We start from the raw sequence: 16633 nt of genomic DNA, 5'->3' as shown, positions 1-16633 counted from the left end.
TGGCAATGCGGTACTTTACAAGTTGACTTCTCACTTCCTATGAGATTTGAGATTAGCTATGAAGGTAAAGATGGTAAAAAACATACTCCTGTAATGCTTCACAGAGCAATACTTGGTTCAATGGAGCGTTTCATAGGAATATTAGTTGAACATTATAATGGTAAATTCCCATTATGGTTATCTCCTTTACAAGTAGCTGTAGTTAATGTACTTAATGAAAAGCCTCAGATTGACAGAGCTAATGAAGTGGCTAAAGCATTAAAAGATGCAGGCTTCAGAGTAGAAGTTGATGAGGCAAATGATAATTTAGGTACTAAGATTAAGAAATACCGCTTGCAAAGAACTCCATATACGGTTATAATAGGTGCCGAAGAAGTTTCTAGCGGAAAATTATCTATTAGAACACGTTCTTCACAAGAAATTAAAGATATGGATTTGAATGAGTTTATAGAGAAACTCAAAAAAGAATCTAAGGAGAGAATGAATGATTCTATATTTACTACTAAATGAGGTAGATAAATAATATGGCAACAGTAAAAAAAGAAGGAGAAAGAATTAATCAATTTATTACTGCACCAGAAGTTAGAGTTGTGCATGATGAGAGGGGAAGTCTTGGTATAATGAGCATTAAAGATGCTTTAGCATTAGCCAAAGAGGAAGGCTCAGATTTAGTGGAGATTGTGCCTACAGCAGAGCCGCCTGTTTGTAAGATTATCAATTATGGTAAGTATAAATTTGATATTCAAAAGAAGAGTAAAGAAGCTAAGAAGAAACAAAAGTTAGTACAGCTTAAAGAAATCAAGATGCGTCCTCAAATAAGCATACATGATTATAACTTTAAAATGAAGCATATTCGTGAATTCTTAGATGAAGGCAATAAGGTTAAGATTACTATAATGTTTAGAGGCAGGGAAATGGCCCATACTAAATTTGGTTATGACCTTATTGAAAAGATTATACAGGATTTAGAGAATGAAGCTGCTACAGAAAAACCTGCCAAATTGGAAGGAAAAAATTTATCTGCAGTGCTTAATCCTATAAAAATGAAAAAAAGTTCTTCTGATTCTGAAAGTTCTTCAAAGAAAGAAGCTGCTGAAGATGCAGAGGAGTAATAATTTTTAATAAGCCCACTAGCTATGCGTACTTATCATACGTATAGATTTGAGCATACAGTAAATATAATTTTAAAAGGATATTAGTTTATGAAACAAAAGTTAAAAACAAAAAGCGGTGCCAAAAAGCGTTTTAGATTTTCTAAAAGCGGTAAAGTTAAATTTGCTCATGCATTTGGTAGCCACAAATTTTTGAACAAAAGACCAGATACTAAAAGAAAGTATCGTAAAGCTAGAGTAGCTGATGACACTAATATGGCTGAAATGCCTAGATTGATGCCTTACGGCAGATAATAAAGGAGACTAAAATGAGAGCAGTTAGCGGTGTAGTAAGAAAGAAAAAAGTTAAAAAAATATTAAAGATGGCTAAAGGCTATTATGGTTCTCACAGCAAGCAAATGAAGCAGGCTAAAGAGGCTGTAATAAGAGGTTTAAAATACGCTTATCGTGATAGAAGACAGAAAAAAAGAATGATGAGACGTTTATGGACTTTAAGAATCAATGCGGCATGCAGACCTTTAGGCATATCTTACAGCAAGTTCATTAACGGACTTAAAAAAGCTAATGTTATAATAGACAGAAAAGCTTTATCTAATTTAGCTATTGAAGATTATAAAGCATTTGAAGCAGTAGTTGAAGTAGCTAAGAAGGCACTTGCTTAATTAGACTTAAAAAATATTTACTTATGTATAAAATTACCGTTAGTATTCTTAATTGAATGCTAACGGTTTTTTAATTCTATTATAATTTTTAAGATATTATTTATTTTTACAGTATTTTTTGCTTATTTTTGTCTTGTTTTAAGATAGAAGTTTTTTATTTTTTATCAATTATTTATTTAAAAATATTAAAGTTAAAATACTCTCAGCCGATAATATATTTAGTTGATTGGACTACCCCCCAATAACTATATTTGTAATAAGCCGCTTTGTTCATCCCACAAAAGCGGTTTATTTTTTTAACATATTTATTCAAATTTAAATCCCGTATCATGATATTATCCAAGTACTTGTATTAAAATCATTATTAATACCAAAATTCTGATTACTTTATCATTAGTATGATATATTTATGTCCATATAAAAATATTGCTTGTTTATAGAATAATAAAAAGAATATTTATTAATTGTATTAGTATTAAAAAAATATATTTTAATTTATAAAACTTTTAATCATTTTATATTTTGTGTGATACATTTTTAAAATAAAATGCTGTAATATTTGATTAAGTTATTATATACTAATTACTGCATATTTTTTACTAAATCATTTATTTTTATTATTTTAGTCCATAATTCTTCCACTTTATCAAGCTCAAATATAGTTCTGGCATCAGAGGGACTTTTATCAGGATTAGGATGTACTTCCATAAATACAGCATCAACACCTAAAGCAACAGCAGCTTTTAGAAGGCTAGGTATAAATTCCCTTGCACCTCCGGATACTCCGTTATTAGCAGAAGGCATTTGAACAGAATGTGTAGCATCATACATTACAGGAGCATAATTTTTCATTATTTCTAAATTCTTCATGTCTACTATTAAGTTGCCATAACCAAACATAGTACCTCTTTCACATAAGAAAAACCTTTTTTCATTTATGGCATCAGAGCATTTATCTGCTATATATTTACAGTCATAACCGCTTATGAATTGACCTTTTTTTACATTAACTGCTTTTCCTGTTTCACATGCTGCTCTAAGCATATCGGTTTGTCTGCATAAAAAAGCAGGTATTTGTAAAAAGTCAACATATTCTGCAGCTTCATCAGCATCGTTAGGAATATGTATATCAGTTAAAGTAGGAAGTGAGAATTCTTTGCCTGCATTTTGAAGTATTTTAAGACCTTCTTTCATTCCTAAACCTCTGAAAGATGATAGAGAAGTTCTGTTTGCCTTATCAAAACTTCCTTTAAGAACTAACTGTATATTTAATTTATCTTTTATTTCTTTAAGTTTTTTAGCTATATGCATTGTCATTTCTTCGCTTTCTATTACGCATGGACCAGCTACAAATATTAAATCTTTATTTTTATTAGTTATACCTTTATAATCAAAAATCATTTTATATCCTCAAAAAATCATTTTATATATAATACAACATTAATTTCTAAAGTCAATCATTAAATATACTGACTATTATTTTTATTAATGAAAAAATTAACGTTTGAGCTGCTAATATTTAAATATTTATTGAACTTTAATTTGATAATTTATTTTTTTTAGTATATAATCTAATAATACGGTAGGGGGTATATATGATGAAAAATAGTAAAATAACAATGAAAGATATTGCTGAATTATGCGATGTCACAAAAACAACTATATCTCGCTATTTTAACGGCGGGTATGTTAAAAAGGAAACCAAGGATAGGATATCTAAGGTTATTAAAAAGTATAATTATGATCCAAATGCCTTTGCAAGATTAAAAGCCAGGCAAAGTTATATGATAGGTATTATCACTCCGGCTATAGATTCTGTATCTGCATCACGGTTATTAACTGGATTAGAAAAGGTTTTTAGAGAAAAGAAATATATACCTATTATAATTAATACTAATTATGATACAAAATTAGAATTGGTATATTTAGAGAAATTAAAAAGATTAAATGTGGATGGAATAGTTTTAAATGCAACAGAAGTAAGCGATGAACACAGAAAAATGATAAGGAAATTAAAAATACCTGTTGTAGTTTACGGACAACAATTTCCTGATGGAGTAAGCGTAATAAATGATGATTATAATGCAGGCAGAGAAATAGGGGAGTATATTGGTAAGAAGAACTATAAATATGTAGGATATATTACGGAAAAAGATTCTGATATAGAAGTTAATAGAAAAAATGGTATTGCAGATGGTTTAAAAAAATACAATGTAAAAAAAGTAAATTTTGAAAATGCTGATTTTTCTTATGACAGTGCCAAAAGAGCAGCAAATAAATTACTTCTTAATAAAAAAATTAATATAATAATATGTTCCAGTGATAAACATGCACATGCGGTATATAGGGTAATAATGGATAAAGGACTTAAAATTCCGGATGATATTTCTGTTATATCATTTGGAGTTTATGATGTTGATGATGTAATAGAGCCTAAGCTTTCTACTATAAAATTTGATTATTTAAATGCTGGAGTACGAACTGCTAATGTATTATTAGAATTAATAAACAATAATAAATCTGATAAGATTCATTATATAGATTATGAATTTATAGAAGGTGAAAGCGTAAAATAAATTTGATAATAAAAAAGAATTCCATTATATAATTTAATGGAATTCTTTAAATAATTTTATAGATTAATTTCTAATATTTCTAGGATTTTATCTCCGGCAGGAACTTTAATGGTAACTACATCTCCAACTTTTTTTCCTAATAAACCTTTAGCAATAGGAGTAACTATTGTAATTTCATTCTTACTCATATCAGCTTCTAATTCACCCAATATTTTATATTCTATAACAGCATTTCTGCCTTGATCCTTAACTTTAACTCTTTTTCCAAAAGTTACAGTGTCTTTATCTAAACCAGCAGGATCTATTATTTCAGAGCCGGCTAAATCACCTTCCAACTTTGATATTTGAGCATTTAATAAACCTTGTCTTTCTTTTGCAGCATGATATTCTGCATTTTCTTTTAAGTCTCCTTTTTCTCTAGCTTCTGCAATAATAGCAGGTAAAGTTTCAAATTCTGCTTTTAATTCTGCAAGTTTAGACTTTGCTTTTTCATATCCGTCTTTTGTTATTGGTTTTCCCATAATTAATCATCCTTAAATAAATAATAATATACTATTATAAACTATTTTTTTATATTTACAAATAAAAATTATTATTTTAATTATTCAAAGATTGAAGTAAGTTTTCTATATCGTTTCTGCTTATCAATCCTCCGCTCATTGTGTAAAGAGAACGAAGAGGAGTTTCAAGCATCATGCTTTCAAACATCTTTTTTGTATCTGTTTTATCATCTTTAAACATTTCATTAAGACCTATTAAAAGTTTATTATAAAAATCTTTAGCTATTTCTTCATGTAAAAGATCTGCTAAATTATTATTAAGATTATAAGGCTTGCATGCTTTTATATTAATAGGTTTTAATTTTCTTCCTAATAATTTTTCAAAATCCTCATCTGAAATATTAATATCTTTTATGTTAAAATAGCTATGTAATTTTTCGTTATTGTAATCATTTGAATTTATTTCCATGCTCTTACTTAAAATTAAATTTCTTGATGAGTTTCCAACGTATATAGTATAGAGTCCGTTTTCTATTTCATATTGTTTGGTTTCAGTATTATAAAAAGAGAAACTTCTTTTATTTAATTTAATTATAACTGTTTTGGTTTCATTTGGTTCTAAGAATACCTTAATAAATCCTTTTAATTCTTTTTTTGCTTTAAATATATTATTTTCCGGAGCAGAAATATATATTTGAGCCACCTCGCATCCGAACATATCTCCTGTATTTTTTATATCGAAAACAACATGTATATTATCTAATCCGGCAATGGTATTAGCATCAGAAACTATAAGATTAGAAAATTCAAAACTAGTATATGATAAGCCAAAACCAAATGGGAATAAAACATCTTTTTCTGCTTTATCATAATATCTGTATCCGACAAATATTGATTCTCTGTATTCTACAGACTTATTGCCTCCAGGGAAATATTTATAACTTGGATTATCTTCCAATTTTAAAGGGAAAGTTTCAGCAAGTTTTCCGCTTGGATTAACTATACCAAATATAATATTAAATGCAGCACTTACAGCGGCTTCTCCTGCTAAATATAAATTAACAATACCTTTTACTTTATCAATCCAAGGCATTAAAACAGGGGCACCTATAGAAAGTACAACAACTATATTTTTATTAACTTTTGAAATTTCTTCTATTAAATGATTATGATTTTCAGGAAGATTAAGATGTTTTCTATCAAAACCTTCGGATTCATAAGAGTTTATCAAACCGGCAAAAATTATAACTATATCTTTATCTTTGGAAATATTTACGGCTTCTTCTATTAATGTATTATCTATATTTGAAGAATTAGAATCATATCCTTTAGCATAATTAAATTCTATATTATGTTCTCTAAAATATTCCTCTGCTGTATCTATTTTATAAGCATTTATTAATGAACTTCCATTTCCTTGATATCTAGGTTTTTGAGCGAACTCTCCAATAACAGCAATTTTACTTTCTTTTTTTGCAGGAAGTATTTTATATTCATTTTTTAATAATACTATAGAATTTTCTGCAATTTTTCTTGCTATTTTATGATTTTCTTCTTTATCATTAGAAAAATTTTGATATATATTATGCATGCGGTTTAGAGAAAAATCAAGAAGTCTTATAATAACCTTATCTAGTACGCTTTCATCAATAATATTATTTCTTACAGCATCATAAACTTTTTTATCATCATATCCATTAGTGGAAGGCATCTGTAAATCTAAACCTGCCTTTACTGCTTCAACTCTGTCATTAACAGCACCCCAATCCGAAATAACTATACCTTCAAATCCCCATTCTTCTCTTAATATATCATTAAGCAAATATTTACTTTCAGATGCAAAATCACCATTTACTCTATTGTAAGAACACATAACAGTAGAAGGGTTTGATTCTTTTATTGCTATTTCAAAAGCCTGCAGATATATTTCTCTTAAAGCTCTTTCATCTACAATACTATCTATTACAAGTCTTAAAGTTTCCTGATTATTTGCAGCAAAATGTTTTAAGCTTGCAGCAATTCCATTATCTTCTAAACCGCTTATCCATCCGCTTGCCATTTTTCCAGCTAAGTAAGGATCTTCAGAAAAATATTCAAAATTACGTCCGCAAAGAGTGGAGCGTTTAATATTAATTCCAGGTCCTAATACAGCAGAAACTTTATTGGCCTTAGCTTCTTTTGATATAGCTTCTCCCATTTCATACATTATATTAGGATCGAATGAACATGCACTGCAGCAGGCTGTTGGAAAACATGTTGCAGCTGTTGAATTTTGCAAACTTAATTCATCTGATTCTGTACTTTGTTTTCTAACTCCATGAGGCCCATCAGTTAAATATAGCGAATCTATTTTTAATCGGTATATAGGCTTAGTTGACCAAAAATCTTTACCGCTTAAAAGAGATACTTTTTCTTCCAATGTTAATTCTTTCATTAACTCTTTGATTTGTTCTTGATATTTATTATTCATAATGATTACCCCAAAGATATATTGTTATAAGATTATGATATAATATTATCAATATATTACAACTTAAAAATAATAAAATAGAGTTATAATATTTTTTATTATTATTTTATTTATTTAGATATTTCATAAAAATTATCATATTCTATATCATTTTCTTTTAATATATTAATTAGATTATCTTTAAAATTAATTTCACTTTCCCAAGACATACCGCATCCTGCAGATATTTCACTAGGTATTGATATTATTTTTCCAAGTATTTGATTAGTCGTTAACATAACATATTTAAAAACTTTTTCCGCTCTCATAACATCAGTTGTAGTATTAAAAGTTATAACTAATCTTTTTTCATTGCTTTCTTTTGGTTTAGTATTTTCATTTACAGATATGTTTTTATTTATTACTTTATTATTAGAATTTTTTTCAAATCCTATAATAGCAGCTCCTATTGCTCCGGCATATTGTCCTCTGCTGTCAGTAATAACTTTACCGCCTAAAGTTTTTTCTAAGTTTTTAACTAAATAATCAAATACGCATAATCCTCCCGTAAGGAAGTAAGTATCATCTTTAAACTTTCCGCAAAGTGAGGCAACTTTATTTGCAACAGAATTTACTATAGCATAAGCAATTTCACTTTTTTGCTTTCCGCTGGATTTAAGACTTATAACTTCTGTTTCGGCAAATACTGTGCACATTGAGCTTATAATTACATCAGTTTCTTGGCATTTTGAAGCTTCTTCAAGAAGGGTAGGTATAGAACATCCTAAAGAATTAGACATTAATTCTATAAATCTGCCTGTACCAGCAGAACATTTATCATTCATAATAAAATTATCAACTTTTCCATTTTTTATATTTATTATTTTAGTATCCTGTCCGCCTATATCAATTAAAGTGCCGTCTAAATTGTTAAATAAAAAATTGGCTCCTTTGGCATGACATGTGATTTCTGTTATTGTTTTATCAGCATATTCTATAGATACTCTTCCATATCCTGTGCCTACGAAATATGAATCTTCTTTATTTATATTCTTTTCTTTTAACATTTCAAGTATCTTTGCCGCAGCTTCAATTCCAGACCATCCTGTAGGAATCATAAATAAATCAATTAAATCATTAACATTATCATCATAAACGGCAACTTTTGAAGCAGTTGAACCTATATCTATACCAATATAATACATTTTTATCTTCCTTTAATTTATGAAAATTTTTTACTAATTTCTTTTATAGCTTTAATACCTTTTTCTATTTCTTCTTCTGTATTGAAATAAGAAAAACTAAATCTTACAATACCTTGCTTTACAGTATTTAATGATTCATGCATAAGAGGGGCACAATGTCCACCTGATCTAGTAGCTATATCATATTCATTTGCAAGTATATCAGATATTTTTGCAGAATCTATTTCACCTATATTCAATGCCACTATTGATGTTCTATTATCAGTATTATAATTACCGTAAAATTTAATATTATTTATATTTTTTATTTCATTATAAAAATAATCTGCTAATTTTTTTTCATGCTTTCTAATTTTTTCCAATCCTTCATTTTCTATAAATTCTAATGCAGCATTAAGTCCTGCTATAGAATGACTATTTAAAGTACCAGCTTCAAGTCTTGTAGGCATATTTTCAGGCTGAGTTTTAGAATAAGTTTTTATTCCGGAGCCTCCGCTTTTTAATGGTTTTATACTTATATCTTTTTTTATACATAATCCTCCAGTGCCTTGAGGTCCCATTAAACCTTTATGCCCGGTAAAGCATACTATATCAATATTATTTTTCTTCATATCTATATTTATAGAACCTGCGCTTTGAGAGGCATCAAGAATAAATAATATACTATGTTTTGAGCATAAATTGCCTATAAAATCTATGTCCAAAACATCTCCTATAACATTAGATGCATGCGTACATACAATGGCTTTAGTGTTTGATTTTATACTTTTTTCTATATCTGAATAATTCACTTCTCCTTTAATATTTGCTTTTATTATAGTTAATTCAGTGCCGAGTTCCTGCATTTCATAAAGAGGTCTTAATACACTGTTATGTTCTAAAGAGGTTGTTATAATATGAGAATCTTTATGGTTTTCTATTAATCCTTTGATTGCAGTATTCAATGCCTCTGTAGAATTGCTTGTGAATGCAACATAATTAGGGCTGTAGCCGTTAAATAGTTTTACAATTCTTTCTCTTGTGCTTAATATAACTCTTTCGCTATTTAAAGATGATTCATAAGAACCTCTTGAAGCATTTGCAAAACTATTTATAGCATTAAAAACTGCTTTGGCAACAGTTTCAGGTTTTTTTAATGTTGTTGCTGCATTATCAAAATATATCATTATCTTTCCTAATAAAAGCAAAGTACCTAAAAAAGCACCTTGCTGTTTAAGTTAATATTTTTATTTATAGCATTTCAATGAATGCTTCTAATCTAGTTCTAACTTGAGGAGCATCGCTGTTAGAATAATTAGTTTCTATTGCTAAATATGATTTTCCTAATCCCTCTACAGTGCGTCTTACTTTTTCTGTTTCTATAGCATAAGTGTGGCATGCACTAAGAGTGATATCAATAACACCATCAACTTTATAATCATTTATATATTCTTTTATTCTTTCCATTCTTCCGTCATTATTTACCATAATAGAACAAGGTATATTTAGATATCTTTCAGCAATTGCTTCTATAGGATCTTTGCTTTCATCAACTAACATCTCAAAATTTTTTGTTCCCACACAATTTTCAATACATACTACTGAACCGCCTATTTCTTCTATTTGTTTTATTACTTTATCTACAACTCCTCCTGTAGGGCATCCTGTTATTAATATTCTAGGCGTATCTTTAGTGAATGGAGTTTCACCTTTTTCATATTTTTCTTTAACGTTTTTGATAGTCTGTTTAATTTCTTCAAAGAATTGTTTTTTATCAAATTTGAAATTGGAAGAATTCATAACATCATGCATTTCTGTTCCTTTAACAGGAGAAGGAACTAATTTAGCAAGAGAGAAAAATTCTTTCATAATAGTTCTCTCTTCATTACATAATTTTATAGCATCTTTTAATTTGTCTTCTGTAATTTCAACATTAAATTTTTCCTCTAATCTTTTAATAAGTATATTCAATTCATTTTTCCAAAGTTCAAAAGAATGATAATTTCTTGTATGAGGCAATTGCATAACATGAGTATCTTTTATTTCCCCTAAAAGTTCATACATTTTTTTCTTACCGTCGCATGTAGTTTCACCAACTACCAAGTCAGAAAAATACATATAAGGGCATTTATCAGTTATTGCAAAACCATAGCTTGATTTTATTAAAGGACATAGGTTTTTAGGCAGATATTTTTCAGCTTCCGGTATAGTTTCATCGCTTGTAGAACATAATGATACGCTTATAGCATCGGCAGCATATATTAATTCTCTAGGTGTGTAGGTGCAAAAAGTTCCAACTACGTTTCTGCCTTTATCTTTTTCAGCTTTCATTGCTAAAAAACCTTTTTTACGTGCATCGGCAAATGTTTCAAAAATTTCTGGTAAATTATTATTAGACATTATATTACTCCCTAAAATATATTTGTTTTTTTAATAGAAATGGATTCTATATCCTATAGAATTGAATATTTAAAATATATGTCTTGTGTATTTTTTAGATAGATAAGAAATGGCTACTATCAATTTGTTTACAGCAAAATTAGTAATCATGGCTAAAATTATAATAAAAATATTTATGTTTGTCAATTAAATAATTTATTTTTCTAAAAAATACAAATATGAATTATTACAACATTTCAACAAATGCTTCTAATCTTGTTCTAAGCTGAGGTGCATCGCTGTTAGAATAATTAGTTTCTATATTTAAATATGACTTTCCCATACTTTCAACTGTACGTCTAACTTTTTCAGTTTCTATAGCATAAGTATGGCATGAAGTAAGCGTAACCTCTACTACACCATCAACATTATATTCTTCTATATATCTTTTTATTATATCCATTCTATCATCATTAGGACTCATAACAGAACATGGTATATCTAAATATTTTTCTGCAATTGCTTCTATAGGATCTTTATTTTCATCAACAAGTATTTCAAAATTTTTGCTCCCTAAACAGCTTTCAAAACAAACAACACTGGCTCCAACTTCTTCTATTTGCTTTATAACTTTATCGACAAGTCCTCCGGTAGGGCATCCTGTTATCAATATTCTTGGGGTATTTTGATTATATTCTTTTTGATTATTTTGTGAATGCATTTCTTTTAAATTTTTTATTAACTCTTTTATTTCATTTATATATGCTAATCTATCGAATTTATAATTTGATGAGTGCAAAGCTTCATGCATTTCGCTTCCTTTTATAGGAGACGGATTAAGCTTTCCTAATTCATATAATTCTTTTATTACTCTTCTCTCTTCATTAAATAGTTTAATGGATTCTTTTAATTTTTCTTCAGTTATTTTTATATCAAATTCTTTTTCTAATCTTTTTATAAGTTCAGCGATTTCATTTTTCCAAAGTGCTAATGAGTATTCATTTTTGAAATGAGGCAGCTGCATAACATGAGTATTTTTTATTTCTCCTAAAAGTTCATACATTTTTTTCTTACCATCGCATGTAGTTTCTCCGACTATTAAGTCAGAAAAATACATATAAGGACATCTGTCAGTTATTGCAAAACCATAGCTTGATTTTATTAAAGGACATAGGTTTTTAGGCAAATATTTTTCAGCTTCCGGTATAGTTTCTTCATTTGTAGAACATAATGATACGCTTATGGCATCAGCAGCATATATTACTTCTTTTGGCGTATAAGTGCAAAAACTTCCTACTACTTTTCTGCCTTTATCTTTTTCTTCTTTCATAGTAAGAAAGCCTTTTTTGCGTGCATCTGTAAATGTTTCAAAAATTTCCGGTAAATTATTATTAGACATTATATTACTCCATAAAATATATTTATTTTTTGATAGAAATGGATTCTATATCCTATAGAATAATATTATAGTATATGTCTAGTATATTTTTTAGATAAATAAGCAATGGCTGCTATTATTTTAGACTTAGAGAAATTTTTTATCATTGCAGTTGTTTTAATATCTCCATATTCCCCAAATATCTAATCCGCCGTCAAATGCATTCTTTATTTCAAAATCAGCAGCTTGTCTTGTTATTCTTTGACCTTCTGCATATGCTGTAAAACCAAATGTTAAATTTTCAACTAAAGTAACCTGCATCTCTCCTTCCATACCATAATGCAAGTTATAATTTCCATCTGTTTTATAAATACTTCCTTCAAACATTAATCTAGGCATTAAATATGTGTATATTGCTCCTAATTTCATCTCAAATTTAGCTGGAAGTACAACATAGAATCTCATACTGTCTGTAGATCTTTCTGTTTGTGCTGTATCGCTGTATAGATAATTTATTAAAGCATCCTCAGCATATCCGGCATCTATAGTAGCCCATCTTGCTCCTATACCATAATAGAAAGCTAATTTAGCTGGTATACTGATTTGAACAGGATAATTATCAAATCTTGTAAGCATTACCTCTCCATATAGAGAACCTCCTATAACCATAGGAGCTATGTTAGTACCGCCTACAGGATTAGTAACAGTGGAAAGCTGAATTCCGTAATGAAGAGCTATTGTAAATTCATTTAATAAACCGCCTCTGAACATAAAAGAAAACTTAGGCGTAGTACTTATAGATAATTTTCCGCCGTAATAATTTGGATCTGATGCAGATATTGACAGAGGAACAGATAATCTATATCTTTCATTGGCAAAACCAAATGAAACTGAATGGCTATGTGCTATAGGTGTATTTTTTTCTGTGAGATCATTATACAAACTAAATTGATAACCAATAGAAAACATTCCATAGCTTAAACCAACAAATCCTTTTGGTAAAAATTCTAATTTTCTTTTTCCATCTGTACCTATTGTGTTATTATCTACTATATGTGTTAAATCTAATAATGAAACGCCTAATTTGAAAGGGGTATTATGATTCATAAGCGGAGCAAAGTCGTATATTGTGCTAACTCTGTCTGTACCAAATCTTGTTGATGTTACTCCTTCTATTAAATTATGCATATTATCTTTATCTAGAATATCATCTATAGCAAATACAAAAGAATTTAATAGCATCAATAAACAAATAACTTTTTTCATTTTCTCTCCACTTTACAATATTTTATAAAAACAAATATTCTTTAATATTGTAATAATTAGTTCAATATTTTTTCATGATAGTTTATAGTAGAAATAGTATTTTTTCAAGTACCTATTAAATCATCTATTATACATTTTTACATTAATTAATTCTTTTTTCTTCCGATAAATCTACAAATGATAAAGGATTTTTTATATTTTATAATAATAATATTTTCTAAAACAGTAATTAATCTGTTTAGATTATTCGGCAGTATTATAATATTCGGATTCATTTTGTATATTCTATCTTCTATGACAAGAAGAATATTTGCTAAAACATTGGGTTCAAAAATAGAAGTTTATATTACAGGCTGGATAGGTACTCCTATACATGAACTTTCACATGCATTGTTTTGTCTTTTGTTTAGACATAAAATCAATGATATTAAACTTTTTAATGCAAAGTCAGATACTATAGGATATGTTCTGCATAGTTATGATTCCAGAAGCTGGTATCAGCAAATAGGTAATTTTTTTATAGGTGTAGGTCCAATTATTGTAGGTACATTGATAGTATATATATTATTTCTATTATTGGCACCGGAACTAAAAGAAAATATATTTACAATTCCCAATATCAAATACAAACAGGTATTCAATTCGGAAATTTTGTCCATTGTATACTATACAATATCTAGTTTTTTTGTATATACTTATAATATTTTTGTTAATATCATTAAGAATGTTATTATTAATTCATCATTTAAAAGTATAACATTTTGGGTATTTTTATATTTATCAATATCAATAGCATCACATATGGAATTAAGTCCTGCAGATATTTCTCATGCTTGGAAAGGAATAATAGTTATTTTTGCAGTGTCTTTAATATTGAATACATTTTTAATAATGATGAAAGTATTTTTTCAATTTGATGTGCCAAACTCATTTTATATATTTATAAATGGAATTCTTGAAACTTATAATATGCTTTTGATATTCTCTTGTATTATATCATTATTTAATGTTATAATATCATATATAATTCTTACACCTATTAATATGATAAGAAACGGCGGTTTTATTAATCCATTTAGTAATTAATTAAATATAATAAGGTAGGTTTTTATTTTCCAAATTTGTTTTTTACGAAACTTGTTAATATATTTAATTTATCTGCTGTAGCTTCTTTAGATGCTTCTAAGTTTTGACTTTCTATCTCTTCGTATACTTCTTTTCTAAAGATTTTGACATTTTTCGGAGCATTTATACCAAGTTTTATTTGATCTCCCCGTATATCAACCAACATTATTTCTATATTATCCCCAATTACTATGCTTTGATTGATTTTTCTAGAAAGTACAAGCATTTTATGAACTCCTTTCTTCTGTTTTATTTTCTGATTCTTCAGATAATATATAATGTCTTGTAGTATATTTGTCCCCAGAAACAGTACACTGCTTTGCTTTATGATTTTTAATATTAAAAACTACGGGTGCTATTAAATTAGCACTCATAGTTTTAAAATCATCATTTGGTATGCTGACTATTGTTAATAGATATAAATCTTCATGATTTTCTATACCTAAATATTTTATATCATCGTCATGCACATCAGGTTCATAATCTTTAAATACCAAAAACGGATCTATTAGTATAAAACATACATTTTTATCATCTTTAGATTGTAGGATTTTGAAAGTACCTTCTTCATCCATATTAACAAGATAAAACTCATCATAGTCTTCAAAGGCTAGTATCGTTCCATTCAGATGATAAAGCGAATCATCTGAAACCTCCACTTTTCCTAATATCCTAGATTCTATTTCTGGCATAAATTATTTCCTTTTTTGTTAAAATTAATTATATATACAATAAATTCTAATCTATTATCTTAAATAATCCATAAGAGTTCTGCCCAATATTCTTCCAGCTGTTTGTAAAGAAGCATTATGAGCATATTGCCACATATTAAAGTTAACAATTTCTTCAGCATAATCTATATTTTCATTTTTAGCTAAAGCCTCTTGAATAGATAATTTTTGATTTTCAAAACTTGTATATCCCATATCAAGTCTTGTTACTTTAGATGAAGCATTTGCCTGTACAGTTGCTACATTGTCTAAAGAACTGTCTATATAACCTAAAGCTTCGCTTCCTATAGCTCTTACATCATCATTAAGCATAGCATCTCTTAAATAAATAAGAGTTTCAAATACGCTTTTACCTGTTACTAATGCACTAGGCTCATAGTTATTTTCAGGGTTGTTTGCAGTACCAACTCTAACTAAACCTATATCTTGTAATACAGTACCGCCTGCTAAATCTTGTAAAAGAATTTTATGAGGTGTTCCTGTTTTTAATTGTATAACTTTAGCACCGCCTTTTAAATCTCCTATGCTGGCACTTACATTTCCATTAGCATCATTTATTCTTTGAACTATAGCTTCAATATTATCGCCTTGTTTAATATTGATAACCATATCATCTATCATAATGTCCTGATTTTCAGCAGCTATATATGTAGAAGCATCTGTAGTAGATATAATTTCCATATTTGTTCCCCAGAATGCATAATTTCCAGGAGTTGCTACATTGATAAGCTGTCCGTTTTCTACTTCTCTGTTTTGGGCATTTCCATCGCCTTCATATATAACAGATTTTACTATTGAACGTCCTGCTTTTTCATCATATCCGTATAGAGCTCTGAATGGGGCAGTTTTAGTACTTGTTCCGGAAAATACAAATTCTCCTTTGCTTTGAGTTTTAGATATGTCATATATTCTTTCTAACATTTCTTCAACTTCCATAGCCATTTTAGCTCTGTCATCAGCACCATAAGTACTATTAGCTCCCTGTACAGCTAAATCTCTTGCTCTATTTAAAGCTTCTGTTATAGCAGACATAGAATCATGTGCAACACTTAATTTTTCTTTTCCATCAACTATATTATTTTGATATCTATCAACAGATGACATTCTAGTTCTGTAGTATATAGAATTAATAGTTGATGTAACGTTCTGGTGAGGGTACTGCACCCTTTGACCAGTAGATAATCTAGTTTGAGAAGCTTCCATCTCACTATAGTTTCTTTTTATTGTACTAACTGTTCTATTAAATTGGGCTTGTTCAGTAACTCTCATTT

Annotated in this window: 17 protein-coding genes; 6 read left to right on the top strand and 11 right to left on the bottom strand. The window is 28.4% G+C overall.

Annotation, left to right across the window (positions count from 1 at the left end):
- The 4 genes from Q0J90_RS10335 to rplT all read left to right on the top strand — a co-directional run.
- Positions 1-510, top strand: a 510-nt coding sequence (locus Q0J90_RS10335; RefSeq protein ID WP_297277822.1) for a His/Gly/Thr/Pro-type tRNA ligase C-terminal domain-containing protein, incomplete at its 5' end; no start/stop codon positions are given.
- Between the two features lie 14 nt (positions 511-524).
- Positions 525-1112: a translation initiation factor IF-3 gene (gene infC, locus Q0J90_RS10330; protein WP_297277821.1), complete on the top strand. Its 588-nt coding sequence runs from the start codon at positions 525-527 to the stop codon at positions 1110-1112.
- 90 nt (positions 1113-1202) lie between these two features.
- The gene (gene rpmI, locus Q0J90_RS10325) at positions 1203-1406 is read left to right on the top strand and encodes a 50S ribosomal protein L35 (RefSeq protein WP_297277820.1); all 204 of its coding nucleotides are present in this window, start codon (positions 1203-1205) and stop codon (positions 1404-1406) included.
- 14 nt (positions 1407-1420) lie between these two features.
- A complete protein-coding gene (gene rplT / locus Q0J90_RS10320; protein ID WP_028329892.1) occupies positions 1421-1774 on the top strand; it encodes a 50S ribosomal protein L20 in 354 nt (117 codons plus the stop codon).
- 582 nt (positions 1775-2356) lie between these two features.
- On the opposite strand, the gene kdsA is transcribed toward rplT, so the two are convergent.
- The gene (gene kdsA, locus Q0J90_RS10315; protein WP_297277819.1) at positions 2357-3175 is read right to left on the bottom strand and encodes a 3-deoxy-8-phosphooctulonate synthase; all 819 of its coding nucleotides are present in this window, start codon (positions 3173-3175) and stop codon (positions 2357-2359) included.
- A 194-nt stretch (positions 3176-3369) separates the two neighbouring features.
- Here kdsA and Q0J90_RS10310 point away from each other — a divergent pair, with 194 nt between their 5' ends.
- Positions 3370-4350: a LacI family DNA-binding transcriptional regulator gene (locus Q0J90_RS10310; protein ID WP_297277818.1), complete on the top strand. Its 981-nt coding sequence runs from the start codon at positions 3370-3372 to the stop codon at positions 4348-4350.
- A gap of 56 nt (positions 4351-4406) precedes the next feature.
- Here the strand turns inward: Q0J90_RS10310 and greA are convergent, their stop codons facing one another.
- The 7 genes from greA to Q0J90_RS10275 all read right to left on the bottom strand — a co-directional run bounded on the left by greA (position 4407) and on the right by Q0J90_RS10275 (position 13506).
- Positions 4407-4871 (bottom strand): transcription elongation factor GreA, encoded by a 465-nt coding sequence (gene greA / locus Q0J90_RS10305; RefSeq protein WP_297277817.1) that lies wholly within the window; start codon positions 4869-4871, stop codon positions 4407-4409.
- Between the two features lie 76 nt (positions 4872-4947).
- A complete protein-coding gene (locus Q0J90_RS10300; protein WP_297277816.1) occupies positions 4948-7320 on the bottom strand; it encodes a glycoside hydrolase family 3 C-terminal domain-containing protein in 2373 nt (790 codons plus the stop codon).
- Positions 7321-7430: 110 nt separating this feature from the next.
- Entirely contained in the window at positions 7431-8504 is a 1074-nt protein-coding gene (locus Q0J90_RS10295) for an acyl-CoA dehydratase activase (RefSeq protein WP_297277815.1), read from the bottom strand.
- Positions 8505-8521: 17 nt separating this feature from the next.
- Entirely contained in the window at positions 8522-9670 is a 1149-nt protein-coding gene (locus Q0J90_RS10290; RefSeq protein WP_297277814.1) for an aminotransferase class V-fold PLP-dependent enzyme, read from the bottom strand.
- A 64-nt stretch (positions 9671-9734) separates the two neighbouring features.
- Positions 9735-10883 (bottom strand): double-cubane-cluster-containing anaerobic reductase, encoded by a 1149-nt coding sequence (locus Q0J90_RS10285; RefSeq protein ID WP_297277813.1) that lies wholly within the window; start codon positions 10881-10883, stop codon positions 9735-9737.
- Between the two features lie 226 nt (positions 10884-11109).
- Positions 11110-12261 (bottom strand): double-cubane-cluster-containing anaerobic reductase, encoded by a 1152-nt coding sequence (locus tag Q0J90_RS10280; RefSeq protein WP_297277812.1) that lies wholly within the window; start codon positions 12259-12261, stop codon positions 11110-11112.
- 156 nt (positions 12262-12417) lie between these two features.
- A complete protein-coding gene (locus Q0J90_RS10275) occupies positions 12418-13506 on the bottom strand; it encodes a cell surface protein (RefSeq protein WP_297277811.1) in 1089 nt (362 codons plus the stop codon).
- Between the two features lie 276 nt (positions 13507-13782).
- Here Q0J90_RS10275 and Q0J90_RS10270 point away from each other — a divergent pair, with 276 nt between their 5' ends.
- Entirely contained in the window at positions 13783-14592 is an 810-nt protein-coding gene (locus tag Q0J90_RS10270) for a hypothetical protein (RefSeq protein ID WP_297277810.1), read from the top strand.
- A 22-nt stretch (positions 14593-14614) separates the two neighbouring features.
- Here Q0J90_RS10270 and csrA read toward each other — a convergent pair whose 3' ends face one another.
- From csrA to Q0J90_RS10255, 3 genes are all read right to left on the bottom strand, one after another.
- Positions 14615-14857: a carbon storage regulator CsrA gene (gene csrA / locus Q0J90_RS10265; RefSeq protein WP_028329866.1), complete on the bottom strand. Its 243-nt coding sequence runs from the start codon at positions 14855-14857 to the stop codon at positions 14615-14617.
- 1 nt (position 14858) lies between these two features.
- Positions 14859-15323 carry a flagellar assembly protein FliW gene (fliW, locus tag Q0J90_RS10260; RefSeq protein ID WP_297277809.1) on the bottom strand — a complete coding sequence of 155 codons (465 nt, stop codon included), beginning with the start codon at positions 15321-15323 and terminating at the stop codon, positions 14859-14861.
- A gap of 54 nt (positions 15324-15377) precedes the next feature.
- Positions 15378-16633: flagellar hook-associated protein 3 (locus Q0J90_RS10255; protein WP_297277808.1), on the bottom strand; the 1256-nt coding region annotated here is incomplete at its 5' end.

The organism is uncultured Brachyspira sp. (assembly GCF_944390595.1).
Classification (GTDB): Bacteria; Spirochaetota; Brachyspiria; order Brachyspirales; family Brachyspiraceae; genus Brachyspira.
The sequence above is the reverse complement of the archived record's forward strand: the minus strand, read 5'-3'. Positions and strand labels throughout refer to the sequence as shown.